Origin of the sequence: Mycobacterium bohemicum DSM 44277 (assembly GCF_001053185.1) — a bacterium.
Classification (GTDB): Bacteria; Actinomycetota; Actinomycetes; order Mycobacteriales; family Mycobacteriaceae; genus Mycobacterium; species Mycobacterium bohemicum.
In genome coordinates this window covers 715193-737845 of the sequence record NZ_CSTD01000001.1, presented here as the reverse complement: position 1 = coordinate 737845, position 22653 = coordinate 715193, and the positions used below count along the sequence as shown (strand labels likewise).

Here is a 22653-nt window from a genome sequence, read left to right as displayed (position 1 = left end):
ACCCCGGCGGTGAACGGCTGCAGCCGCAGCGCCCCGACGTCGGCGGCGCGGGAGAGTTCGGGGTAGGCCGGGTTGAGTACCTGGAAGCCGCGGTCGCAGAGGAACCCGTCGATCACGTCGGTGCGGATTCGGCCGCCCACGTCGTCGCCGGCCTCCCACACCCGCACGTCGCGGCCCGCGTCCGCCAGCACGCCCGCGCAGCGCAGGCCGGCGAGTCCCGCGCCGATGACCAGCACGTCGACGTCGTCCGTCATGGCCTCGTGCCCCCGGCGGTCACCACCCCGCCGATCCGGGAACGCCTTTGAACGGACCGGTCACCCAGCTGGTGATCCAGCCGCCGTAGAAGCCCCCGGGTTGCGGGACGACGGTTTCGCCGTTGACGGTGCAGCGGTCGACCTTGGCCGCCATCACCGCCACCGCGCCGGCGAGCGGCGCGAACCCCGGCGTCGGGTTGGGGTAGGTCCAGGCGGCCTTTGCGGCGACGACGTCGCCGGCGACCAGGTCGAAGTAGCTCGCCTGGCCCTTCCACTCGCACCAGGACTGCCCGGACGCCGCGCGCAGCGCGCCGGGGACGAACGCCCCACGGGGCAGGTAGTAGGTCGGCGGGTGGCTGGTCTCGAGCACCCGCCACGCCTCGCGGGTCGCCGCGACGACTTCGCCGCCCAATTCGACGGTGATCGGGCCGCTGAAGGGCTCCAGGCGCGGGGGCCGCGGGTAGTCCCACACCGACTCTTGCCGGGCAGCGGGCGCGGAATCACTTGTGGGCCGCGGTGTTTCGGCGTCCCGGTCCTTATCCGGACCCGCGTGTGTTTCATCGGCGACCATCCCTCGATAGTAGCGGCCGAAGTGCCGGGCTTCCGGCGACGATCAGTGCAGCGTCAGCCACGCCAGGCTGCCCGCCCCGGCCAGCGCGCAGTAGACGGCGAAGGGCGTCAGGGTGCGGGTCTGGAAGTAGCGCGTCAGATACCGCACTGCCAGGTACGCGCTGACGAACGAGGCCACACCGCCCGCCAGAACCTGACCTCCGATGCCGGCCCCCAGCGGCCCGAACAGTTCGGGGATCTTGTACAGACCGGCGGCCAGGATGATCGGCGTCGCCAGCAGGAACGAGAAGCGGGCGGCGTCCTCGTGGGACAGGCCGCGCCACAGCCCGGCCACGATCGTGATGCCCGAGCGGCTGATCCCGGGCAGCAGGGCGAGGATCTGGGCGGACCCGATCAGCACGCCGCGGCCGAGCGGCAACTCCGCCAGGCGTTCGTCGATGGCCTCGCCCGTGTGATCGGGGTGCTCCCCGCGCGCCGGGGCGTCGTGCGGCGCGACGCGGCGCCGCAACACCTCGCCGGCGTAGAGGACGACGCCGTTGAGGAGAAGGAACGCCGCGGCCGGGACCGGCTTGCCGAGCGTGGTGCGGAACAGTTGCTCGAGCGCCAGCCCGGCCAGCCCGACCGGAATGGTGGCGGCGATCAGCAACCAGGCGAGCCGCTCGTCGGGCGTGCGGACCCGGCGGTGCCGCAACGACGAACCCAGGCCGGCCAGGACGCGCAGCCAATCGCGCCAGAAGAACACCAGCAGGGCGGCCGCGGTCGCGACGTGCAGGCCGACGAGGAACGCCAGGTACGGCGATTTCGGCGCGGAGACGTCGAGGTCCCGCGCCCACTGGCCGCCGACCAGCGCCGGCACCAGGACCGAGTGCCCGAGGCTGGACACGGGGAACAGTTCGGTGACGCCCTGAAACGCGCCGACGACCACGGCCTCGAGGTAGCTCAGGTGCGCGCTCACGGGCCGGGTGCCTCCATCTCCGCGGGTAACCGCTCGAAGCTGCGGCCGAACGCACTTGAGCGGCTGTACATTTGGCCGTCACCCTAGTCGTGGCGGTTTGCCCCGAACCGGCCGGGTACGGTGTGCAGATGTCTGACGGGTTGCTCGACGCGGTGCGCGTCCTGGACTTGTCGAGCGGTGCGGCCGACGCGGTGACGCGCCTGTTCGCCGATCTGGGCGCCGACGTGCTCAAGCTGGAACCACCGGGCGGCAGCCCCGGACGCGACGCGCCGCCCACGCTGGCCGGGGCCAGCATCCCGTTCGCGGTGCACAACGCCAACAAGAGCGGTGCCGTGCTGGACCCCCGCGAGGAGGAGGACTGCGGCCGGTTCCTCGACCTGGCCGCGGAGGCCGACATCGTGGTCGACGACGGGCTGGCGGAGCTCTTCGGGACACCGCCCGCCGAACTGGCCGCCCGCTACCCGCACCTGGTGGTGCTGTCGGTCACCGACTTCGGGGCGACCGGCCCGCGCGCGCCGTGGCGCGCCACCGACGCGGTGCTGTACGCGATGGGCGGCGCGCTGTCGCGCTCGGGCCCCGCGACCGGCACTCCGGTGCTGCCCCCGAACGGCATCGCCTCGGCGACGGCCGCCGTGCAGGCGGCGTGGGCGGTGCTGGTCGCCTACTACAACCGGTTGCGTTGCGGCACCGGGGATTACATCGACTTCTCCCGGTTCGACGCCGTGGTGATGGCGCTCGACCCGGCGTTCGGGGCGCACGGGCAGGCCGCCGCGGGCGTCCGCCGCGCGGGGCGCTGGCGCGGGCGGCCCAGGAACCAGGACGCGTACCCGATCTATCCCTGCAGCGACGGCTACGTCCGGCTGTGCATCATGGCCCCGCGGCAGTGGCGCGGGCTTCGGCGCTGGCTCGGCGAGCCGGAGGAGTTCCAGGACCCGCAATACGACGCGATCGGCGCCCGCTTCGCGGCCTGGCCGCAGATCAGCGTGCTGGTCGGGGCGCTGTTCGCCGGCCAGGCCATGAAGGACTTGGTGGCCGAGGGCCAGCGGCACGGCGTCCCGATCGCCGCGGTGCTCACCCCGTCGCAGATCCTGGGCTCCGACCATTTCCAGGCGGTGGGCGCCATCACCGAGGCCGAACTGGTGCCGGGCGTGCGCGCCCGCGTGCCCACCGGGTATTTCGTCGTCGACGGCGAGCGCTCGGGTTTTCGGGCGCCGGCACCCGGCCTCGGGGACGACGCGCCGTCCTGGCGCGGGAATCCCGCGCTGGTGGGTGCCCCGTCGGCCCGGGTCGGGGACTACCCGTTTGCGGGTCTGCGGATTCTCGACCTGGGCATCATCGTGGCCGGCGGCGAGCTCGGGCGGCTGTTCGGAGACCTGGGCGCCGAGGTGATCAAGGTCGAAAGCGCCGACTACCCCGACGGCCTGCGGCAGGCCCGCGCCGGCGAGGCCATGAGCGAGTCGTTCGCGTGGACCCACCGCAACCAGCTCGCGTTCGGCGTGGACCTGCGTGTCGCCGAGGGCAAGGAGATCTTCGGCAGGCTCGTCGCCAAGTCCGACGCGGTGTTCGCCAACTTCAAGCCGGGAACCCTTGCGGCACTGGGGCTTTCCCCGGACCAACTGCGCGCGGTCAACCCGCGGCTGGTGATCGCCGAGAGCAGCGCGTACGGCGACACGGGGCCGTGGAGCACCCGGCTGGGATACGGCCCGTTGGTGCGGGCCGCCACCGGCGTCACCCGGCTGTGGACCACCGAGGACCCCGACGACCCGGACAGCGAGGCCGACCAGCCGCGGCACGCCTTCTACGACGCGACGACGATCTTCCCCGACCACGTGGTCGGGCGGATCGTCGCCATCGCGGCGCTGGCCGCGCTGATCCACCGCGACCGCACCGGCCGCGGGGCCCGCGTCCACGTCTCGCAGGCCGAGGCCGTCGTCAACCAGCTCGACACCCTCTACGTGACCCGGGCCGCCGTGGCCGCAGGGCTTGCCCGGCTCCGCGACGACACCGGGCTGCACGCGGTCTGCCCCTGCGCGGGCGACGACGAGTGGTGCGTCATCTCGATTCCGACCGACGACGAATGGTTCAGTGCCGCATCGGTTTTCGACCATGCCGAATGGGCCGAGGACCCGCGCTTCGCCACCGGCGAGGCGCGGGTGGCCAACCGGGGGGAATTGGTGGAGTTGATGTCGGCCTGGACCCGGCAGCGCACCCCGCTGCGGGCCAGCGAGCTCCTGCAGTCAGCCGGGGTGCCGGCTGGGCCGATGAACCGCCCGCCCGACGTCCTGGAAGATCCCCAGCTGGCTTTGCGAAAAGTGTTCAGCGACATGACACATCCGCTCATCGAGCGTCCGCTCCCGGCCGAGACGGGCCCCGCGCCGTTCCTGCACATTCCGCCCGCGCCGCAACGCCCGGCGCCGCAACCCGGGCAGGACACCCGGGAGATCTGCCGGACCCTGCTCGGCATGAGCGCCCAGGAGACCGACCGGCTGATCGGCGAGCGGGTGCTGTTCGGGACGGCCTAGCCGTACGCTTCCCGGCCGAGCGTGAAGCTGGCTTCACATTCGTGCGCGAGCGTGAAGCCAGCTTCACATTCGACGGCCGCAAACCGCCCATATTCATAGCCACGCTAAATTCGTTCCATGACCGTCGACCCCAGGACACCGGTGCTGATCGGCTACGGCCAGGTCAACCACCGCGACGAGATCGACCCCGAAAAGAGGTCCGTCGAACCGATCGACCTGATGGCCGACGCGGCCCGGCTGGCCGCCGACGGCCGGGTCGTCGCGGCCGTGGACTCCATTCGCGTGGTGAACGTCTTGTCGGCCCGCTATCGCGACCCGGGGTTGCTGCTGGGCCAGCGCATCGGCGCCACCGACTTCACCACGCTCTACAGCCCCATCGGCGGCAACGTGCCGCAGTCGCTGATCAACCGCGCCTGCCTGGACATCCAGCGCGGCCGGGCGGGTGTGGTGTTGCTGGCCGGGGCCGAAACCTGGCGCACGCGAAGGGGATTGCGCGCCAAGGGCGGCAAACTGGTATGGACGACGCAGGACAAATCCGTTCCGGCCGCCGAGGTCAGCGGCGAGGACGTGCCGATGGCCGGCGAGGCGGAGATCCGCATCGGGCTGGACCGGCCCGCCTACGTCTATCCGCTGTTCGAGCAGGCGCTGCGGATCGCCACCGGCGAGTCGATCGACGATCACCGCAAGCGCGTCGGCGAACTGTGGGCCCGCTTCAACGCGGTGGCGGTCAACAACCCGCACGCCTGGATCCGCAAACCCGTCACCGCCGAGGAGATCTGCCGGCCGGGTCCGCAGAACCGGATGATCAGCTGGCCCTACACCAAGCTGATGAACTCCAACAACATGGTCGACCAGGGCGCGGCGCTGGTCCTCACGTCGGTCGAGCGGGCGAGGGAGCTGAACGTGCCCGCCGAGCGCTGGGTGTTTCCGCAGGCGGGCACCGACGCGCACGACACCTTTGCGCTGGCCGAGCGCGACGAGCTGCACCGGTCGGCGGCCATCCGCATCGCCGGCGCCGGTCGGCGGCGCCCAGCACTGGCGCGAGCTCGCGCACGATACCACCCTGCGGTTCACCCACGAGCTACGAATGACCTTGCGGGAGTTGGGTTCTCGTTACGTGACGGCGGATCTGATCGACGCCGGGGACGACGTGTACTACCTCACCTGCGACGAGCTCGTCACGCCGCCGGCGGACGCCCGGCTGCGGGTCAAGAGGCGCCGCGCCGAACGGGAGCGGCTGCAGGCGCAGCGCCCGCCCGACCTGATCGACGGCGCGTGGGCTCCCGCCCACGCCGGCGACTAGACCGGCGCCGCTCCGGATTGGCCCAGGAGCCCGCGCAGCGTGAGCGCGTTGCGGACGGCGTGGCCGCCCAGGTCGTTGTTGAAGTACATCCACACGTCCTTGCCGTCGCCGTCCCAGCCGGCGATCCGGCGCGCCCACTCCCGCAGCTCGTCGTCGGGATAGGAACCCGCATACATCGCCGCGGGGTCGGGGCCGTGCATGCGGATGTAGACGAAGTCGGTGGTGGCCCGCGGGACGCACGGCAGGCCCGCGCCGCTCATCACGACGTAGGCGGCGCGCCATTTTTCGAGCAGCGCGAACACCGAGGGGTCGTTCCACGACGGGTGCCGCAGCTCCATGGCCACCCGGATCGGGTCGGGCACGGCGCGCAGGAACCCCTCCAGGCGGGCGTCATCGCGCTGCTGCTCGGGGTGCAGTTGCACCAGCAGCACGCCGTGCCGATCGCCCAGCAGCTGCCAACAGCGTTCGAACCGCTCGATCCACGGCTCGGGGGAGGCCAGCCGTCGGTAGTGGGTCAGCCCCCGGTGCGCCTTGACCGACATGGTGAAGCCGGGCGGCAGCCGTTCGCGCCACCCGGCGAAGGTCGAATCCTTGGGCCAGCGGTAGAAACTCGCGTTCAGCTCGACGGTGTCGAACACCTCGGCGTAGCGCTCCAACCGGCGCGCCGGCGCCATCCGCGGGGGGTACAGCACGTCGGCCCAATGGTTGTAGGACCACCCCGAGGTGCCGATCCGGATCGTCACGGCGCGCTCAAAAGACCCAATTGCTTTGCCGCCGCGGTGGCGCGGTCGTCGAAGTAGGGCATGGGGAACGGCTACCCGCCCGGCACCCGCGAAAACACCCGCTTGGGCGGCAGGCCGCGCGCGTAGCCGACGCCCCGGGTGACCCAGCCCTGCAGCTGTCGCCTGGTCCGCACCCCGGCGGCGCCGACGCGGACCCAGCCGCGGGTTTCCCTGCCCGCCATCACCATGACGCTGACGTGGGCGCGCCGCACGAGCTGGTCGGAGTCTTCCGGCGGCACGCGGACCAGCAGGCCACCCTGCCCACTGACGGCCACGGACATGTTGCCGTTGACCAGGAACGCCAGGCCGCCGAACATGCGCTTTTCCTCGACGCCGCTCTCGGCGCTGAGCATTTCGCGGATGGCGTTGGCCAGGTCTTCGTCGTAGGCCATGTCGATGCGAAAGTCAGTCCAGGTCGACCCTGATGGTCAGCAGGTCGCTGCCCATCAGGCGCACGATGGCGCTGTTGAGGGCGGGCAGGTTGCCCAGCCGCTGCAGCGGGTCGTCGTCGGGAAGCAGGTGAGCGGTCCCGCTGCGCCACCGGCCGTTGATGCGCAGGCGCACGGCCGGATTTGCCTGGATGTTGCGGACGTAGTCGGAATGCTCGCCGTGTTCGGACACCATCCAGAACGTGTCGTTGACCGCGCGGCCGCCGACGGCCGTGCGCCGCGGCCGGCCGCTCTTGCGCCCGGTGGTTTCCAGGATCACGCCGGGCATTTTCCGGCCCACCGGGTTGACCAGGAACCGTTGAACGCGATGGACCACTTGACGTTTGAGGCTCACCGATTCATTGAACGCCCAGCCGGTAGCTGACGCCAGCCGCGACGCAAACAGCCGCCCCCTTTCGGGGGCGGCTGCCACCGTTAGGCCGCGACGGTCGCCGCCTGCGCCGCCGGCTCCAGGGCCTGGGCGACGATCTCCGCGACGTCGGTCATCGGCCGCACGTCCAGCGCGTCGAGCACCTCGGCGGGCACGTCATCCAGGTCCGGCTCGTTGCGCGCCGGGATGAACACCGTCGACAACCCGGCCCGCTGGGCGGCCAGCAGCTTCTGCTTGACGCCGCCGATCGGCAGCACCCGTCCGTTCAGCGTGACCTCGCCGGTCATGCCGACGTCGGAGCGGACCTGGCGCCCGGTCGCCATGGACACCAGCGCGGTGACCATGGTGACGCCGGCCGACGGGCCGTCCTTGGGGACGGCGCCGGCGGGCACGTGGACGTGGATGCGGCGGTCCAGCGCCGTGGGGTCGACACCGAGCGCGTCAGCGTGCGAGCGCACGTAGGACAGCGCGATCTGCGCCGACTCCTTCATCACGTCACCCAGCTGACCCGTCAGCTGCAGGCCGGGCTCGCCGTCGGTGGCGCCGGCCTCGATGTAGAGCACGTCACCGCCCAGGCCCGTGACGGCCAGGCCGGTGGCCACGCCCGGCACCGCCGTGCGTTCGGCCGACTCGGGGGTGAACCGCGGCCGGCCCAGGTAGCCGACCAGGTCGGGCTCGTCGATGGTGACCGGCCCGCTGTGCTCGGCGAGCTTCGTCGTGACCTTGCGCAGCGCCTTGGCCAGCAACCTCTCGAACTGCCGGACGCCCGGCTCGCGGGTGTAGTCGGCCGCGACCTTGCGCAGCGCGGCGTCGGTGACGACCACCTCGTCGGCGGTCAGCGCCGCCCGCTCCCGCTGCCGGGGCAGCAGGTAGTCGCGGGCGATGGCGACCTTGTCGTCCTCGGTGTACCCGTCGATGGCCACCAGCTCCATGCGGTCCAGCAGGGCCGACGGGATGTTCTCGATGACGTTCGCGGTCGCCAGGAACACCACGTCCGACAGGTCCAGATCCAGATCCAGGTAGTGGTCCCGGAAGGTGTGGTTCTGCGCGGGGTCGAGCACCTCTAGCAGGGCCGCGCTCGGGTCACCCCGGTAGTCGGAGCCGACCTTGTCGATCTCGTCCAGCAGCACGACGGGATTCATGGTGCCCGCCTCGCCGATCGCGCGCACGATCCGGCCGGGCAGCGCGCCCACATAGGTGCGCCGGTGCCCGCGGATCTCGGCCTCGTCGCGCACGCCGCCCAGGGCGACGCGCACGAACTTGCGGCCCAGCGCCCGCGCCACGCTCTCACCCAGCGACGTCTTGCCGACGCCCGGCGGGCCGGCCAGCACCATCACCGCGCCGGAGCCGCGGCCGCCGACCACCTGCAGGCCGCGCTGGGCGCGGCGGGTGCGCACGGCCAGGTACTCGACGATGCGGTCCTTGACGTCGTCCAGCCCGTGGTGGTCGGCGTCCAGGATCTCCCGCGCGGCCTTCAGGTCGGTCGAGTCCTCGGTGCGCACGTTCCACGGCAGGTCCAGGACGGTGTCCAGCCAGGTGCGGATCCAGCCGCTTTCCGGGCTCTGGTCGCTGGCCCGCTCCAGCTTGCCGACCTCGCGCAGCGCGGCCTCGCGCACCTTCTCGGGCAGGTCGGCGGCCTCGACGCGGGCACGGTAATCATCGGAGCCGTCGGGCTCGCCCTCGCCGAGCTCCTTGCGGATCGCGGCCAGCTGCTGGCGCAGCAGGAACTCCTTCTGCGTCTTCTCCATGCCCTCGCGGACGTCCTCCGCGATCTTGTCGTTGACCTCGACCTCGGCCAGGTGGCTGCTGGTCCAGTCGATCAGCACCCGCAGCCGCTCGGCCACGTCCACGGTCTCGACCAGTTGCCGCTTCTGCTCGCTGGACAGGTACGACGCGTAGCCCGACGTGTCGGCCAGCGCCGACGGGTCGGTCAGGCGGTTGACGTAGTCGACGATCTCCCAGGCCTCGCGCCGCTGCAGCATGGCCAGCAGCAGCTTGCGGTACTCGGCCGTCAGCGCCTTGACCTCGTCGGTCACCTCGGGCTCGACCACCTCGGTCACCTCGACCCACAGCGCGGCACCCGGGCCGGACGCGCCCGCACCGATCTGGGCCCGGCGCTCACCGCGCACGACGGCGGCGCTGCCGCCGCCGGCGATGCGGCCGACCTGCAGAATCTTCGCGATCACGCCGTGCGAGGGGTAGCGGTCGTCCAGCCGGGGCGCGATCAGCAGCTGCCCCGATTCGCTGGCCTGCGCGGCGTCGATCGCCGCCCGCGCGGCGTCGTCGAGCGCGATCGGCACCACCATCCCGGGCAGCACGACGGTGTCCGTGACAAACAGCACCGGAACCGACTTGGCTTCAGCCATCAATCCTCCATAAGTTGAGTCTGCTCGGCTTAACCCAGCCGGTTGCCGGTTTGTTCCCGCGGGGCCCGCCGGCGCGCATAATCGGACCGTGGCACTGTCGCCTCCCGCACCGCCCCCGGACCCGCAGATCCTCGAATCCGCGGCCGGAGGCCTGGCGTCCACCGGATCCATCACGTTCCTCGTCGGCGACGACGCCGTCACCTATTCCGCCGTCGGCCCGACGATCCGCGTCGCCGAGGCGCGGGCCGACGGCGACGCCGCGGTGCGCCTGTCGCGGCGGGCCTGGGACGACATGGTCGGCCAGTTCCGCACCACCATCAACCTCCTGCTCAGCAACGAGTTGTCCTTCGAGCGAGGCGGATTCGAGCAACTGGCCGACTGGGACCCGGTGCTGCGCTACCTGCATGCGGGGATCCCGCCCTACGACCCGAGCCGAATCGACCTGCGGGGGCGCGACCCCCACGCCGCGTTCACGCTCGATGCCGACGACGCCGACCTGGCCGCCCAGCTGCGGACCATGGGTTACCTCCACGTCCGTGGGGTGTTCTCCGCCGACGAGATGCGGGCGGCCAACCGCGAGATCGACCGGCTGGCCGAGCGGGCCCGCCCGGGCGACGACGAATCGTGGTGGGCGACCACCGAGGACGGCGGCAGCGTGCTGTGCCGGCTGGTCTACGCGACGGTGCGCTCGCCGGTGCTGGCCGCGCTGGAGAACGACGCCCGGGTGCGCCGGCTGGGCACCCTCATCGACCCGGCACTGCGCGCCGCCCCCGACCGGATGGAAGGCAGCGCGGTGCTGCTCAAGGCGCCGGGGAACACCAGCGGGCTGTCGAACATCCCGTGGCACCAGGACTGCGGAATGGGCGGCCACGCGATCATGTGCCCGGCGGTCAGCGTCGGCATCCAAGTGACGGGTTCGGACGCCTCGACCGGCCACCTGCAGGTCCTGCCCGGCAGCCACGGTCAGGCCATCCACTACCGCTGGGAACAGCGGATGAGCGACGCGCCGGTGGTGAGCATCGACACCGCCCCCGGCGACGTCACGGTACACATCCAGGACCTCATGCACGCCTCGCCGCGGCCCACCGGCGCGGGCGGCCGCCGCACCATGTACGTCACGCACTACCCGCCGCGACTCTTCGACCACGTCGGGCCCGGCCAGGCCTTCAACGACCTGGTGCGCAACCGCACCGAGCAGGTCGCCCGCCTCCGGTAGCCGTCAGGCGCGGGGACCGAACCGCTGCAACTGGGTGACGTGCTGGGGCGACAGCTCCTCGAGGCTGCTGACGCCCAGCAGCGCCATGGTGCGGACCACGCCGGTCTGCAGGATCTCGATGGCCCGCCGCACGCCCGCCTCCCCGCCCGCCATCAGCCCGTAGAGGTAGGCCCGCCCGACCAGCGTGCAGCGCGCGCCCAGCGCGACGGCCGCCACGATGTCGGCACCCGACATGATGCCGGTGTCCAGCAGGATCTCGGTGTGCTCGCCCAGGTCGCGCGCGACCGCCGGCAGCAGGTGAAACGGCACCGGCGCCCGGTCCAGTTGGCGCCCACCGTGATTGGACAACACGATCCCGTCCACGCCGCGGTCGACGACGGCGCGGGCGTCCTCGATCGTCTGGATGCCCTTCACGACGAGCCTGCCGGGCCAGCGGTCCTTGATCCAGGAGAGGTCGTCGAAGGTGACGGTGGGGTCGAACATGGTGTTCAGGTACTCACCGACGGTGCCCGACCACCGGTCCAGCGACGCGAACGACAAGGGCTCGGTGGTGAACAGGTCGAACCACCAGCGGGCCCGCGGCAGCGCGTCGAGGACCGTTCGCAGGGTCAGCGCGGGCGGGATCGACATCCCGTTGCGCACGTCCCGGAACCGCGCGCCGGCGACCGGAACGTCGACGGTGACCAGCAGCGTGTCGAAGCCGGCGTCGGCCGCGCGCTGCACCAACGCCATCGAGCGTTCCCTGTCGCGCCACATGTACAGCTGAAACCATTTGCGCCCCTGAGGAACAGCGGCCACCAGGTCCTCCACCGCGGTGGTCCCGAGCGTGGACAGCGAGAACGGGATCCCGGCGGCCGCCGCGGCCGCGGCGCCGGCGATCTCGCCCTCGGTGTGCATCAACCGGGTGAACCCGGTCGGGGCGATCGCGAAGGGCAGCGCGACGGGCCGCCCCAGCACGTCCCACCCGGTGGCCACGCAGGAGACGTCGCGCAGGATCGTCGGGTGAAACTCGATGTCCCGGAAGGCTTGTCGGGCGCGGCCGAGGGACAGCTCGTCCTCGGCCGCGCCGTCGGTGTAGTCGAACGCCGCCCTGGGCGTGCGCCGTTTGGCGAGGCGCCGCAGGTCCTCGATGGTGAGCGCGGCGTCCAGGCGGCGCCTCGTCGCGTCGAACTGCGGGCGTTTGAACCGGATCAGCGGCGCGAGGTCGCGCACTTTGGGCACTCGTCGCCGGACGGCCATGTGTGTCACCGTAGTCGCATGGCGAGCGACCCCTTCGACCTCGAGCGCTTCGTGGAGGCGCAGGCCCCGGTGTACCCCCAGGTGGTTCGGGAGCTGCGCGACGGGCGCAAGCGCGGCCACTGGATGTGGTTCGTGTTCCCGCAACTGCGGGGCCTGGGCGGCAGCTCGATGGCGTTGCGCTACGGCATCTCCTCGCTGGAGGAGGCCGGCGCGTACCTGCGCCACGGTGTGCTGGGGCCGCGGCTGCACGAGTGCGCCCGGCTGGTCGATTCGGTGGCGGGCCGCACGGCCGGTGAGATCTTCGGCTCACCCGACGATCTGAAGCTTCGCTCGTCGATGACGCTATTCGCCCGGGCCACCGACGACAACGGCGACTTCGTCGCGGTGCTCGACAAGTACTACGACGGTGGGGAAGACCCTCTGACGCTGGCGCGGCTGACGGGCGGGTGAGGGCGGCGCTGCTTTTGCGGCGGCATGCGCCCCGTTGGCCACACCAGCACCTCGGCCGGGCGTGCGACGTTGTGCCCGCCTCATAGCGACAAACCAGGTCCCGCAGCACATTTGTCGCTATGAGGCGGGCAAAAATGGTGCCACCTCCGCCAGGGGCTGCTGAGCCGGATGTGACAACGCGGGCACGGGAGGCCCGGGCGAGGGCGGCGGCTACGCGGGCCGCAGAATCCGCCAGCCGTGCGGCTCGACGTCGACCCGCTCGAGCATCTGCGGCGGCGGAGCCCCGGAGCCGGCGATCACCTCAACGCGCGCGCCGCCCAGCTTCGACGCGCTCAGGCGCAGCGGCTCGTCGTCGATGTTGAGCGCGACCAGCAGCCTGTCGTCCCCGCTGCGCGTCTCGTAGACATACCCCCGGTTCTCCACCCGCACCGCCTCAGTCGCGGCGCGATGCAACCACGGGTGGCGGCGGCGCAGCCCGATCAGATACCGGTGCAGCTCCCACACCTCGACGACGAACGGATCCAATTCCAATGGGGGAGAGCCGAATTCGGGGCGGACCGCGTCGTCGCCGCCGTACCGCTCCTCCTTGACGCCGCGAAACCCGAGTTCGTCGCCGGCGTAGATGCTGGGCACGCCGCCGATGGTCATCAGGATCACCAACGCGATGGCCACGTGCTCCGGGCGCTCGAGCCGGCTGGCGATGCGCGTGACGTCGTGGTTGCCGATGAAGGTCAGCGGGGCGAAGACGGACAGGAACTCGTTGTGCCGTTGCAGCGCCCAGTCCAGTTCGAAGAAGTTGCCGTCGTTGAGGCTGCTCCAGATCGCCTTCCACAGCTCGTACTGGGTCGCCGAGTCGAAGGTCGACGACCGCACCGCCGCCGCGTAGTCGCCGTGGATCAGCTCACCGACGAACCACGCGTCCGAGAAGCGCGCGCGCACCCGGGGCAACGTCGACGCCCAGAACGATTGCGGCACGGCGTATGCCGCGTCCAGGCGCCAGCCGTCGGCGCCTCGTTCGAGCCAGTGCTCCATCACGTCGACCACGTAGTCGGCGACCTCGGGATTGGCGTGGTTGAGCGTGATCAACTCCGAGTGCCCCTCGAACGTATCTCCGCTGAACCAGCCGGGAGTCGCGTCGCGATATCGGGGGAAGTCCGTGCCCACGTGATTGAACACACCGTCGAGCAGGACGCGCAGTCCGCGTCGGTGCGCCTCGTCGACCAGGTGATCGAAGTCGCTGCCGTCGCCGAGGCGGGGATCGATGCGGTAGTGGTCGGTGGTGTCGTAACCGTGTGTGCGCGAGGCAAAGATGGGTCCCAGCGCGACGCCCGACGCCCCCAGCTCGATGGCGTGGTCGAACCAGTCGACGAGCCGCCGCAACCGGTGTTCGCCCGGCCGCGGCGGCTCGCCTGACGTGGGGAAGGCGCCCACGAAGCCCAGGGGATAGGCCTGCCACCAGATGGCGTGCTCGACCCAGCCCGGTACCGTCACAACGCTATTATCAGCCGACCGTCGCCAGCGTCTGCGAGGCGACGATCGCCTGGGCCACCCCGGCCACGATCGCCGCGGCCTTCAGCGCCTCCTGGATGGTCTCCCGGCTCACGCCCGCCTCGCGCAGCGTGTGCTCGTGGGAGGCCACGCAGTCCGGGCACCCGTTGATCGACGACACGGCGAAGCACCACAGCTCGAAGTTCGCCTTGTCCACACCCGGGTTCCCGATGATGTTCATCCGCAGACCCGCGCGCAGGTCGTCGTACTTGCCCTCGAGGAAGCCCCGGCCACGGTAGAACACGTTGTTCATGCCCATGATCGACGCGGCGCCCAGCGCCGCGTTGTAGGCCTCGGCGGACAGGATGCCGGCCGCATCGGCGCCGATGTCGGCCAGCACCTGGGTGTTACGCGTCGCGGCGGCGCTGGCCAACAGCGTTCCCCACAGCTGTTCGTCATTCAGTTCGGTGCTGCGCGTGATCGAGCCGAGATTGAGCTTGAGGTCCTTGGCGTACTCGGGCAGCGCGTCTTTGAGGCTATCTACGCTCATGCCGAGGCCTTGAGCAGTTCGGCCGCGTTCAGCGTCGGGTCGCCCTTGCGCCAGTTGCACGCGCACAGCTCGTCGGACTGCAGGGCGTCGAGCACCCGGAGCACCTCCTCGACGTTGCGTCCCACGGATCCGGCTGTGGCCGAGACGAATTGGATCTCGTTGTTGGGGTCGACCAGGAACGTGACCCGGTCGGCCACGCCGTCGGCGTTGAGAACGCCGGTGGCCAGCGACAGCTCACGCTTGATGTCGGAGAGCATCGGGAAGGGCAGGTTCTTGAGGTCCTCGTGCTGCGCGCGCCAGTTGAAGTGCACGAACTCGCTGTCGATCGAGACGCCCAGGACCTGCGCGTCGCGGTCGGCGAACTCGTCGTTCAGCTTGCCGAACGCGGCGATCTCGGTCGGGCACACGAAGGTGAAGTCCTTGGGCCAGAAGAACACCACGCGCCACTTCCCCGGGTGGTCCTCGTTGGTGATCGTGGTGAAGTAGTCGCCGGGCTGTTGGGCGTTGACCTTCGACAGGTCGCCGGCGATCAGGGCGGTGAGCTCGTAGGCGGGGAACTGGTCGCCGATGGTCAGCAAAGGCATGTCGCTCCTTTTCTGGATTCAATCAAGATTAGTGTTCGTGTCCCATGTTGCCGCGTACGCTGGGTGAAGTAAAGGTGATATATCCCACTGGAGTTATAGGTATGTCCGATAAGAGCTATCAGCCCACCGTTGCCGGCCTGCGGGCGTTCGTGGCCGTCGCCGAGAGGCGCCACTTCAGCAGCGCGGCAACGACTCTCGGTGTCAGCCAATCGACGCTGTCGCAGTCGCTGGCCGCGCTGGAGGCGGGCCTGGGCACGCCGCTGATCGAGCGGTCGACGCGGCGGGTGTTCCTCACGGCGGAGGGCACCCAGCTGCTGCCCCGCGCCCAGGCGGTGATCGAGGCGGTGGACGCGTTCACCGCCGAGGCCGCCGGGACGACGGACCCGCTGCGGGCCGGCATGCGGCTCGGCCTGATTCCGACCGTCGCGCCCTATGTGCTGCCGAGCGTGCTGGCCGGCCTCGGCGGGCAACTGCCGGAGCTGACCCTGCGGGTCATCGAGGACCAGACCGACCGCCTGCTGACGATGTTGCGCGACGGCGCCGTGGATGCGGCGCTGATCGCGGTGCCCACCGACGCGCCGGGCGTCACCGCGATACCGATCTACGAGGAGGACTTCGTGCTCGCGCTTCCGCCGGGTCATCCGCTGGCGGGCAGGCGCCGGGTAACGGCGGCGGCGCTGGCCGACCTGCCGCTGCTGTTGCTCGACGAGGGGCACTGCCTGCGCGACCAGGCGCTGGACGTCTGCCAGTCGGCCGGGGTGCGCGCCGAGCTGGCCACCACCCGGGCCGCCTCGCTGGCGACGGCGGTCCAGTGCGTCAGCGGCGGGCTGGGGGTGACGCTGATTCCGCAGACCGCCGTGCCGGTCGAGGCGGCGCGCAGCCGGGTGGAGCTCGCGCATTTCGCCGCGCCGCGCCCGGGGCGACGGATCGGGCTGGTGTTTCGTTCGTCCAGCGGTCGCGACGAGCCCTACCGCCAGCTGGCGGGCCTGATCGGCGAGTTGGTCGGACAGGAACATCAGGTTCGGCCGGTCAAGTAGGTTCGCCGTATGGAGAAGGTCATCGCGGTGCTGATGCGCCCAGACTCGGACGAGCAGTGGTGCGCCCGCCAGCGGGGCCCGGTCGCCGAGGCGCTGCTGGGCCTGGGGCTGCCCGGCCTGTCGGTCAACGTCCGCGACGACGCGGTGCGTCCGTCGCTGATGACGCTGACGACGCTGGATCCGCCGGTCGCCGCGGTGGTGAGCATGTGGACCCAGCAGTGCTACGGCGAGCAGCTCACCGCGGCCCTGGAGATCCTCGCCGGCGAGTGCGAGAACCTGGCCGCCTTCCTGGTGACCGAGTCGGTTCCCCTGCCCGGACCGGTCACCGAATCCGGTTCTCGCACAGCGGGTTTGGCCAACATCGCGTTGCTGCGCCGGCCCGCGGAGCTGGACCAGGCGGCCTGGCTCTCCCGCTGGCAGCTCCACCACACGTCGGTGGCCATCGAGACGCAGTCGACGTTCGGCTACACCCAGAACTGGGTGGTGCGAACGCTGATCCCCGGCGCCCCCGACAGCGCGAACATCGCGGGCATCGTCGAAGAGCTGTTCCCGATCGAGGCCGTCGGCGACCTCCAGGCGTTCTTCGGGGCGGCCGACGACGCCGACCTGCAGGACCGCCTGGGCCGGATGGTCGCCAGCACCGCCGCGTTCGGCGCCAACGAGAACATCGACGCGGTGCCGACCAGCCGGTACGTGTTCGCAACGCCGTTCGCACAGTAGGGAATTCACATGACGACGACACTGAACGAGGCCGTGGCGCTGGCGGCACCCGAACACGGGTTGGCGGTGGTGTCGACGGTTCGCGCCGACGCGACGGTGCAGGCGTCGCTGGTCAACGTGGGCCTGCTGCGCCACCCCGCCACCGGCGAGCCGGTGCTCGGCTTCACCACCTACGGACGGGTCAAACTCGCCAACCTGCGGGCGCGCCCGCAGCTCGCCGTCACCTTCCGCCAGGGGTGGCAGTGGGCGACCGTGGAGGGTCGCGCCGAGCTGGCCGGGCCCGACGACGCGCCGGCGTGGCTGACGGGCGCCGACCAGTTGCGGCTGCTGCTGCGCGAGGTCTTCCGCGCCGCGGGCGGCACCCACGACGACTGGGACGAGTACGACCGGGTGATGGCCCGGGAGGGGCGGGCCGTGGTGTTGATCGCCCCCACCCGGGTCTACAGCAACGGCTAGGCTGCAGCCGTGACGCTGCAGATCGACGACGACAAGCGGGTCCGCACCCTGACGCTGAACCGGCCCAAGGCGCTCAACGCGTTCAACGAAGCGCTCTACGACGCCACCGCCGAGGCGCTGCTGGCCGCCGCCGGGGACCCCGAGGTCGCCGTCGTGTTGTTGACCGGCGCCGGCCGCGGCTTCAGCGCCGGCACCGATCTGGCCGAGATGCAGGAAATGGTCACCAACCCGGACTTCACGCCGGGCAAGCACGGTTTCCGCGGGCTCATCGAGGCCCTCAGTGCGTTCCCCAAGCCGCTGATCTGCGCCGTCAACGGCGTCGGGGTGGGGATCGGCGCGACCATCCTCGGCTACGCCGACCTGGCGTTCATGTCGTCGACGGCGCGACTGAAGTGCCCGTTCACCAGCCTCGGCGTGGCGCCGGAGGCGGCGTCGTCCTACCTGCTGCCGCAACTGGTGGGCCGGCAGAACGCCGCCTGGCTGCTGATGTCGTCGGAATGGGTCGACGCGCAGGAGGCGCTGCGGATGGGTCTGGTCTGGCGGGTGTGCGACCCCGACGAATTGCTACCCGAGGCCCGTCGGCATGCCGAAATCCTTGCGGCCCGGCCCATTTCGAGCCTGATGGCCGTCAAGCACACGATGATGGAACCCATCCGGCCCGAGATCGCGGCGGCCAGCGCCCGGGAAAACGCTCACTTCGCCGAACTCATGGGCACCCAGGCCAACGCCGCGGCCCTGGCGGATTTCAACACCCGCCGCTGAATCCGACCCGAAAATTACGAGGCGTGCTGGAGGTTGCGGGTGGCTTCGATGATCCCGCGCAGCGTGCGCCTGCACCGCCCGCAATCGCCGCCGGCCCCGCAGGCCGCGGCGACCTCCTTGGAGGTGGATGCGCCCCGTTCGACGGCGTCGGACACGGTCTGGCTGGTGGCCCCGACGCACAGGCATACGTACATTCAGCGCACCTCCTGCACGTCCAGAACGCTCCTTCACCGACGGGCTCGTGTTAGCGAAGTCTACCCTAACAAGATTAGTGGAGTCTAACCTTACTTCGGCCGCCACCAGGGTGATTCAAGTCACGCCCCACGCACTGAGCGAAGCCATGCCTTGCTGGCAGATCGCCGGTCGGCATGGCAAAGTCCGCTATGGGCGTGCGCGTCACAGTGCCCATGGTCGGCTAGCCAGGACAGCTCATACCGGAGGAGGAACATGCAAGGGGACCCGGACGTTTTGCGGCTGCTCAACGAGCAGCTGACCAGTGAGCTGACGGCAATCAACCAGTACTTCCTGCACTCGAAGATGCAGGAGAACTGGGGTTTCACCGAGCTGGCCAAGCACACCCGCGACGAGTCCTTCGACGAGATGCGGCACGCCGAGGAGATCACCGACCGCATCCTGCTGCTCGACGGCCTGCCGAACTACCAGCGAATCGGATCGTTGCGCGTCGGCCAAACCCTGCGCGAGCAGTTCGAGGCGGACCTGGCCATCGAGTTCGATGTGTTGAACCGGCTCAAGCCGGGAATCATCATGTGCCGGGAAAAACAAGACACCACCAGCGCCAACCTGTTGGAGAAGATCGTCGCCGACGAGGAATTGCACGTCGACTACCTGCAGACCCAACTGGAGCTGATGGACAAGTTGGGCGAGGAGCTCTACTCCGCGCAGTGCGTGTCCCGGCCCCCGACCTGATCCGGCTCGGGGTCCACCGGCACCGACAGGAAGCATGACGACCCCGAGCCCACCAGCGGCTCCGGCCACCCCCGCCGCGGGTTCCGGGCCCGGCAACGTCGCGGTCGACCCGCAGCGCCGCAATTTCATCTTCGTCGCGATCCTGCTCGGCATGCTGATGGCAGCGCTGGACCAGACCATCGTGGCGACCGCGCTCCCGACGATCGTCGCCGATCTCGGCGGTGCCGGCCATCAGTCCTGGGTGGTCACCAGCTACCTGCTGGCCTCGACCATCGTCACCGCGCTGGTCGGCAAGCTCGGCGATCTGTTCGGCCGCAAGCGGGTGTTCCAGGCGGCCGTGGTCTTGTTCATCACCGGGTCGGTGCTGTGCGGGCTCTCCCAGTCGATGGGCACGCTGGTGGCGGCGCGCGCGCTGCAGGGCGTCGGCGGCGGCGGACTCATGGTGACCGCCATGGCGCTGATCGGCGAGATCATTCCGCTGCGGGATCGCGGTCGCTACCAGGGCGCGATGGGCGCGGTGTTCGGGGTGACCACCGTGATCGGGCCGCTGCTGGGCGGCTACTTCACCGACCACTTCACCTGGCGCTGGGCGTTCTGGATCAACGTGCCGATCTCGGTCGTCGTCTTCTTCGTCGCGGCCGCCGCCATCCCGGCGCTCTCCGAGCGCTCCAAGCCGGTCATCGACTACGCAGGGATCGTGTTCGTCGGCCTGGGCGCGACCGGCCTCACGCTGGCCACTAGCTGGGGCGGGACCACCTACGCCTGGGGCTCGCCGACCATCATCGGGCTCTTCGCCGGTTCCGTGGTCTCGCTGTGCGTCTTCGCCTGGGTGGAAAGCCGCGTCGCCGCACCCATTTTGCCGACCCGGCTGTTCGGCAATCCGGTCTTCACGGTGTGCTGCGTGCTGTCCTTCGTGGTCGGGTTCGCGATGCTCGGCGCCCTGACGTTCCTGCCGACCTACATGCAGTTCGTCGACGGGGTCTCGGCCACCACGTCGGGCCTGCGCACGCTGCCGATGGTGCTCGGGATGCTGACCACCTCGATGGGCAGCGGTGTGCTGGTCGGGCGCACCGGCAGGTACAAGATCTTTCCGGTCGCCGGCACGGCGGTGATGGCCGTCGCGTTCTTGCTGATGTCCCGGATGGATCCGTCGACCTCGGCCCTGGTGCAGTCGCTGTACCTGGTGGTGCTGGGCGCGGGGATCGGGATGTGCATGCAGACGCTGGTCCTCATCGTGCAGAACACCTCGAGCTTCGACGACCTGGGCGTGGCCACCTCGGGGGTGACGTTCTTCCGCACGATCGGCAGCTCGTTCGGCGCGGCGATCTTCGGCTCGCTGTTCACCAACTTCCTGCACAGCCGCATCGGGCCGGCGATGGCCGCCTGCCGGGCGCCCGCCGCGGCGGCCGCCTCACCGGAGGCCCTGCACCGGCTGCCCCGCAACGTGGCCGCGCCGATCGTGACCGCCTACGCCGACTCGCTCACCCACGTGTTCTTCTGGGCGGTACCCGTCGCGCTGCTCGGGCTGGTCCTCGCGCTGTTCCTGCGCGAGGTGCCGCTTCGCGAGATCCACGACAGCACAACCGATCTCGGCGACGCGTTCGGCATGCCGAGCGCGGAGACGCCGGATCAGATGCTGGAGAACGCGGTCGAGCGGATGCTGCGCGGCGTCCCCGGCATGCGGCTGCGCAGCATCGCCATGCGCCCCGACTGCCGGCTGGACGTGGCCGGGTTGTGGGGCGTCCTGCGCATCAACCGCTTCGCGCAGCTGAACGGCGCGGCGCGGCTCACCGACATCGCCGACTCCCTGCGCGTCCCGTTCGAGGTCCTCGAGCCCACCTTCGCCCGGCTGATCAGCGCCGGCTTCGCCCAGGGCGACGGCGACCGGATGTGGCTGACGCCGGCGGGCGCTCAGCAGGTCGACTACGTGCACGCGCTGCTGGTGGCCTGGCTGGTCGACAAGCTGGCGCGGTCACCGGGCTTCGAGGGCCGCCCGGACCGGCGCTCGGTGGAGACCGCGCTCAACCGCGTCGCGGGCCGCGTTGTGGCGCAACGCGATTGGAACGACGATCATCCCACCACCAAGATCCTGACGACGGCCGCGGGAGCGGGTAGCCGGTAGGTATTGGTCACGGGCGTAATATCGCGCCATGAGCCGAATCGGAACCTTCGCCGACGACGACATCTACAGCTGGGCCGCCAAGTCCCCCGACCTCGGCGGCGCGATCGCCAACTTCAGCCAGGCCGTCTACACCAAGAACCGGCTGCCGCTGCGCACCCGGGAACTGGCCCGGGCGGTGATCGCCCACGACAACGAGTGCACGGTGTGCCTGAACACCCGCGACGCCGACGGCCCCGCCGCGGGCGTGGACGAGGAGCTCTACGAGCACGCCCTGGAGTGGCGCACCTGGCCCGGATACAGCGAACAGGAGCGGCTGGCCGCCGAGTTCGCGCACCGGTTCGGCACCGAACACACCAAGCTGCGCGACGACGAGGACTTCTGGAGCCGGTGCAGCGAGCACTTCTCGGAGGAGTTGCTCGCCGACCTGGCGATGTCCTGCGCGCTGTGGGTCGGGATGGGGCGGATGCTGCGGACCCTGGACATCGGGCAGGCCTGCAAGCTGACCCTGCCCGGCCGCGCCTAGCCCGCGCGCCTTCCTTCGCGACACTGACGTGGCGGCGACGACACGCCGTGAAACACCGCCCTGGTGCACGTTTCGCGCAGACCCGGGGGAGGGGCGCCGGTGAAGATCCGCTTCGGCGTCGGGCTGGGCGCCGGCACCGGTCCCGGCGAGCTCGCCGGCATCGTCGACCACCTGGAGAGCAACGGCGTCGACTCGCTGTGGTTCTCCGAGCTGGTGTACTCCCCGGCGGTGGACCCGATGGTCGGGATGGCCTACGCGCTGGCCCGCACGAGGAACCTGAAGGTCGGCACGTCGGTGGCCGTGCTGCCGGGGCGACACCCGGTGCTGGTCGCCAAGCAGTTGGCGTCACTGGCGGCGCTCGCCCCCAAGCGGGTGCTTCCCGCCTTCGGGCTGCGCTCGGCGATACCGGCCGAGCGTGAGGTGTTCGTCGTGCCCGAGGGGGAGCGGGCCGCGGTGTTCGACGAGTCGCTGCGGGTGCTGCGGGCGGCGCTGACCGACGACGCGGCCAGCTTCGCCGGCCGGTACTTCACCGTCACCGCGGCCGCGGTCGCTCCCCGGCCGGTGCCCCCGTTGGACATCTGGCTGGGCGGCTCCGCGCCGGCGGCGTTTCGCCGCATCGGCGCGCTCGCCGACGGCTGGCTGGGCAGCTTTTTGACCCCGGCCGAGGCCAAGGCGGGGCGCGTCGCGATCGAACGAGCCGCCGAGCAGGCCGGCCGGCGCATCGAGCCCGATCATTTCGGCATCTCCCTGGCGGTCGCGGACGGCGAGCTGTCCCCAGAGATGGCCGCGGTGGTGCGCCGCCGCCGTCCGGACGTGGATCCGGCCGAGCTGATCGCCGCCGGCTGGGACCGGCTGCACCGCCAGCTGGACGCCTACATCGACGCGGGGCTGTCGAAGTTCGTCATCCGGCCGGCGGGCGGCACACCCGTCGACGGCTTCCTCGACCGGTTCGTCACCGAACTGCTCGCCCGCCAGACTGATCGCGCCGACGCCGGACAATGACTGCCA

General features: G+C 70.7%; 23 protein-coding genes and 2 pseudogenes. 13 read left to right on the top strand and 12 right to left on the bottom strand.

The genetic code is table 11. The features are described 5' to 3' along the window. The 3 genes from BN971_RS03660 to BN971_RS03650 form a co-directional block, all read right to left on the bottom strand. Window positions 1–254, bottom strand: a 254-nt coding sequence (locus tag BN971_RS03660; protein WP_139027084.1) for an NAD(P)-binding protein, incomplete at its 3' end; no start/stop codon positions are given. A 19-nt stretch (window positions 255–273) separates the two neighbouring features. After that, on the bottom strand, window positions 274–825 hold the full coding sequence (locus BN971_RS03655) for a DUF427 domain-containing protein (protein WP_085182422.1): 552 nt from the start codon (window positions 823–825) through the stop codon (window positions 274–276). A 42-nt stretch (window positions 826–867) separates the two neighbouring features. Beyond that, complete coding sequence (locus tag BN971_RS03650; RefSeq protein WP_085182423.1) at window positions 868–1779, bottom strand: undecaprenyl-diphosphate phosphatase; 912 nt, start codon at window positions 1777–1779, stop codon at window positions 868–870. Window positions 1780–1901: 122 nt separating this feature from the next. Here BN971_RS03650 and BN971_RS03645 point away from each other — a divergent pair, with 122 nt between their 5' ends. The 3 genes and pseudogenes from BN971_RS03645 to BN971_RS03635 all read left to right on the top strand — a co-directional run. After that, complete coding sequence (locus BN971_RS03645) at window positions 1902–4301, top strand: CoA transferase (protein ID WP_085182462.1); 2400 nt, start codon at window positions 1902–1904, stop codon at window positions 4299–4301. 117 nt (window positions 4302–4418) lie between these two features. After that, window positions 4419–5318, top strand: a pseudogene (locus tag BN971_RS03640) (acetyl-CoA acetyltransferase); the annotation flags it as partial. Window positions 5319–5325: 7 nt separating this feature from the next. Next, window positions 5326–5604: pseudogene (locus BN971_RS03635) on the top strand (hypothetical protein); the annotation flags it as partial. On the opposite strand, the gene BN971_RS03630 reads toward BN971_RS03635, so the two are convergent. From BN971_RS03630 to lon, 4 genes are all read right to left on the bottom strand, one after another. Continuing rightward, complete coding sequence (locus BN971_RS03630; protein WP_085182426.1) at window positions 5601–6347, bottom strand: DUF72 domain-containing protein; 747 nt, start codon at window positions 6345–6347, stop codon at window positions 5601–5603. The pseudogene BN971_RS03635 and the gene BN971_RS03630 overlap by 4 nt on opposite strands. 71 nt (window positions 6348–6418) lie before the next feature. After that, entirely contained in the window at window positions 6419–6778 is a 360-nt protein-coding gene (locus BN971_RS03625; RefSeq protein WP_085182427.1) for a TfoX/Sxy family protein, read from the bottom strand. 13 nt (window positions 6779–6791) lie between these two features. Then, window positions 6792–7205 carry a nitroreductase family deazaflavin-dependent oxidoreductase gene (locus BN971_RS03620; RefSeq protein ID WP_245836991.1) on the bottom strand — a complete coding sequence of 138 codons (414 nt, stop codon included), beginning with the start codon at window positions 7203–7205 and terminating at the stop codon, window positions 6792–6794. A 44-nt stretch (window positions 7206–7249) separates the two neighbouring features. Further along, window positions 7250–9571, bottom strand: a complete 2322-nt coding sequence (lon, locus tag BN971_RS03615; protein ID WP_085182428.1) for an endopeptidase La — start codon at window positions 9569–9571, stop codon at window positions 7250–7252. 88 nt (window positions 9572–9659) lie between these two features. Here lon and BN971_RS03610 point away from each other — a divergent pair, with 88 nt between their 5' ends. Beyond that, complete coding sequence (locus tag BN971_RS03610; RefSeq protein WP_085182429.1) at window positions 9660–10787, top strand: phytanoyl-CoA dioxygenase family protein; 1128 nt, start codon at window positions 9660–9662, stop codon at window positions 10785–10787. Between the two features lie 3 nt (window positions 10788–10790). On the opposite strand, the gene BN971_RS03605 is transcribed toward BN971_RS03610, so the two are convergent. Next, window positions 10791–12026: an alpha-hydroxy acid oxidase gene (locus BN971_RS03605; RefSeq protein WP_085182430.1), complete on the bottom strand. Its 1236-nt coding sequence runs from the start codon at window positions 12024–12026 to the stop codon at window positions 10791–10793. Between the two features lie 18 nt (window positions 12027–12044). On the opposite strand from BN971_RS03605, the gene BN971_RS03600 reads away from it, so the two are divergent. After that, complete coding sequence (locus BN971_RS03600) at window positions 12045–12476, top strand: DUF1810 domain-containing protein (protein ID WP_085182431.1); 432 nt, start codon at window positions 12045–12047, stop codon at window positions 12474–12476. A 210-nt stretch (window positions 12477–12686) separates the two neighbouring features. Here the strand turns inward: BN971_RS03600 and BN971_RS03595 are convergent, their stop codons facing one another. From BN971_RS03595 to BN971_RS03585, 3 genes are read right to left on the bottom strand one after another with little or no spacing between them, the layout of a single operon-like run. Then, window positions 12687–13967 (bottom strand): alpha-amylase family glycosyl hydrolase, encoded by a 1281-nt coding sequence (locus tag BN971_RS03595; protein ID WP_085182432.1) that lies wholly within the window; start codon window positions 13965–13967, stop codon window positions 12687–12689. A 10-nt stretch (window positions 13968–13977) separates the two neighbouring features. Continuing rightward, window positions 13978–14514, bottom strand: a complete 537-nt coding sequence (locus BN971_RS03590) for an alkyl hydroperoxide reductase (protein WP_085182433.1) — start codon at window positions 14512–14514, stop codon at window positions 13978–13980. Continuing rightward, complete coding sequence (locus tag BN971_RS03585; protein WP_085182434.1) at window positions 14511–15098, bottom strand: peroxiredoxin; 588 nt, start codon at window positions 15096–15098, stop codon at window positions 14511–14513. Before BN971_RS03585 ends, BN971_RS03590 begins: the two co-directional genes overlap by 4 nt. Window positions 15099–15199: 101 nt before the next feature. On the opposite strand from BN971_RS03585, the gene BN971_RS03580 reads away from it, so the two are divergent. From BN971_RS03580 to BN971_RS03565, 4 genes are read left to right on the top strand one after another with little or no spacing between them, the layout of a single operon-like run. Further along, on the top strand, window positions 15200–16135 hold the full coding sequence (locus BN971_RS03580; protein ID WP_085182435.1) for a hydrogen peroxide-inducible genes activator: 936 nt from the start codon (window positions 15200–15202) through the stop codon (window positions 16133–16135). Between the two features lie 9 nt (window positions 16136–16144). Beyond that, on the top strand, window positions 16145–16855 hold the full coding sequence (locus BN971_RS03575; protein ID WP_085182436.1) for a hypothetical protein: 711 nt from the start codon (window positions 16145–16147) through the stop codon (window positions 16853–16855). 9 nt (window positions 16856–16864) lie between these two features. Next, window positions 16865–17311 carry a TIGR03618 family F420-dependent PPOX class oxidoreductase gene (locus tag BN971_RS03570; protein ID WP_085182437.1) on the top strand — a complete coding sequence of 149 codons (447 nt, stop codon included), beginning with the start codon at window positions 16865–16867 and terminating at the stop codon, window positions 17309–17311. A gap of 9 nt (window positions 17312–17320) precedes the next feature. Then, the gene (locus BN971_RS03565) at window positions 17321–18073 is read left to right on the top strand and encodes an enoyl-CoA hydratase/isomerase family protein (RefSeq protein WP_085182438.1); all 753 of its coding nucleotides are present in this window, start codon (window positions 17321–17323) and stop codon (window positions 18071–18073) included. 14 nt (window positions 18074–18087) lie between these two features. Here BN971_RS03565 and BN971_RS03560 read toward each other — a convergent pair whose 3' ends face one another. Next, window positions 18088–18267 (bottom strand): (2Fe-2S)-binding protein, encoded by a 180-nt coding sequence (locus BN971_RS03560; RefSeq protein ID WP_085182439.1) that lies wholly within the window; start codon window positions 18265–18267, stop codon window positions 18088–18090. Between the two features lie 253 nt (window positions 18268–18520). Between BN971_RS03560 and bfr the strand changes: the two genes are divergently transcribed. The 4 genes from bfr (at window position 18521) to BN971_RS03540 (ending at window position 22647) form a co-directional block, all read left to right on the top strand. After that, entirely contained in the window at window positions 18521–19000 is a 480-nt protein-coding gene (gene bfr / locus BN971_RS03555) for a bacterioferritin (RefSeq protein ID WP_085182440.1), read from the top strand. Window positions 19001–19034: 34 nt separating this feature from the next. Next, on the top strand, window positions 19035–21122 hold the full coding sequence (locus tag BN971_RS03550) for an MDR family MFS transporter (protein ID WP_085182441.1): 2088 nt from the start codon (window positions 19035–19037) through the stop codon (window positions 21120–21122). A gap of 28 nt (window positions 21123–21150) precedes the next feature. Further along, window positions 21151–21645, top strand: a complete 495-nt coding sequence (locus tag BN971_RS03545; RefSeq protein ID WP_085182442.1) for a carboxymuconolactone decarboxylase family protein — start codon at window positions 21151–21153, stop codon at window positions 21643–21645. Between the two features lie 99 nt (window positions 21646–21744). After that, on the top strand, window positions 21745–22647 hold the full coding sequence (locus BN971_RS03540) for a TIGR03854 family LLM class F420-dependent oxidoreductase (protein WP_085182443.1): 903 nt from the start codon (window positions 21745–21747) through the stop codon (window positions 22645–22647). Window positions 22648–22653 lie beyond the last annotated feature (6 nt).

Coding starts and splice junctions, on each gene's coding strand:
- BN971_RS03655 (WP_085182422.1), bottom strand. CDS start 825: ATGGTCGCCGATGAAACACACGCGGGTCCGGATAAGGACCGGGACGCC.
- BN971_RS03625 (WP_085182427.1), bottom strand. CDS start 6,778: ATGGCCTACGACGAAGACCTGGCCAACGCCATCCGCGAAATGCTCAGC.
- lon (WP_085182428.1), bottom strand. CDS start 9,571: ATGGCTGAAGCCAAGTCGGTTCCGGTGCTGTTTGTCACGGACACCGTC.
- BN971_RS03605 (WP_085182430.1), bottom strand. CDS start 12,026: ATGGCCGTCCGGCGACGAGTGCCCAAAGTGCGCGACCTCGCGCCGCTG.
- BN971_RS03600 (WP_085182431.1), top strand. CDS start 12,045: ATGGCGAGCGACCCCTTCGACCTCGAGCGCTTCGTGGAGGCGCAGGCC.
- BN971_RS03590 (WP_085182433.1), bottom strand. CDS start 14,514: ATGAGCGTAGATAGCCTCAAAGACGCGCTGCCCGAGTACGCCAAGGAC.
- BN971_RS03585 (WP_085182434.1), bottom strand. CDS start 15,098: ATGCCTTTGCTGACCATCGGCGACCAGTTCCCCGCCTACGAGCTCACC.
- BN971_RS03580 (WP_085182435.1), top strand. CDS start 15,200: ATGTCCGATAAGAGCTATCAGCCCACCGTTGCCGGCCTGCGGGCGTTC.
- BN971_RS03575 (WP_085182436.1), top strand. CDS start 16,145: ATGGAGAAGGTCATCGCGGTGCTGATGCGCCCAGACTCGGACGAGCAG.
- BN971_RS03570 (WP_085182437.1), top strand. CDS start 16,865: ATGACGACGACACTGAACGAGGCCGTGGCGCTGGCGGCACCCGAACAC.
- BN971_RS03560 (WP_085182439.1), bottom strand. CDS start 18,267: ATGTACGTATGCCTGTGCGTCGGGGCCACCAGCCAGACCGTGTCCGAC.
- bfr (WP_085182440.1), top strand. CDS start 18,521: ATGCAAGGGGACCCGGACGTTTTGCGGCTGCTCAACGAGCAGCTGACC.
- BN971_RS03550 (WP_085182441.1), top strand. CDS start 19,035: ATGACGACCCCGAGCCCACCAGCGGCTCCGGCCACCCCCGCCGCGGGT.
- BN971_RS03545 (WP_085182442.1), top strand. CDS start 21,151: ATGAGCCGAATCGGAACCTTCGCCGACGACGACATCTACAGCTGGGCC.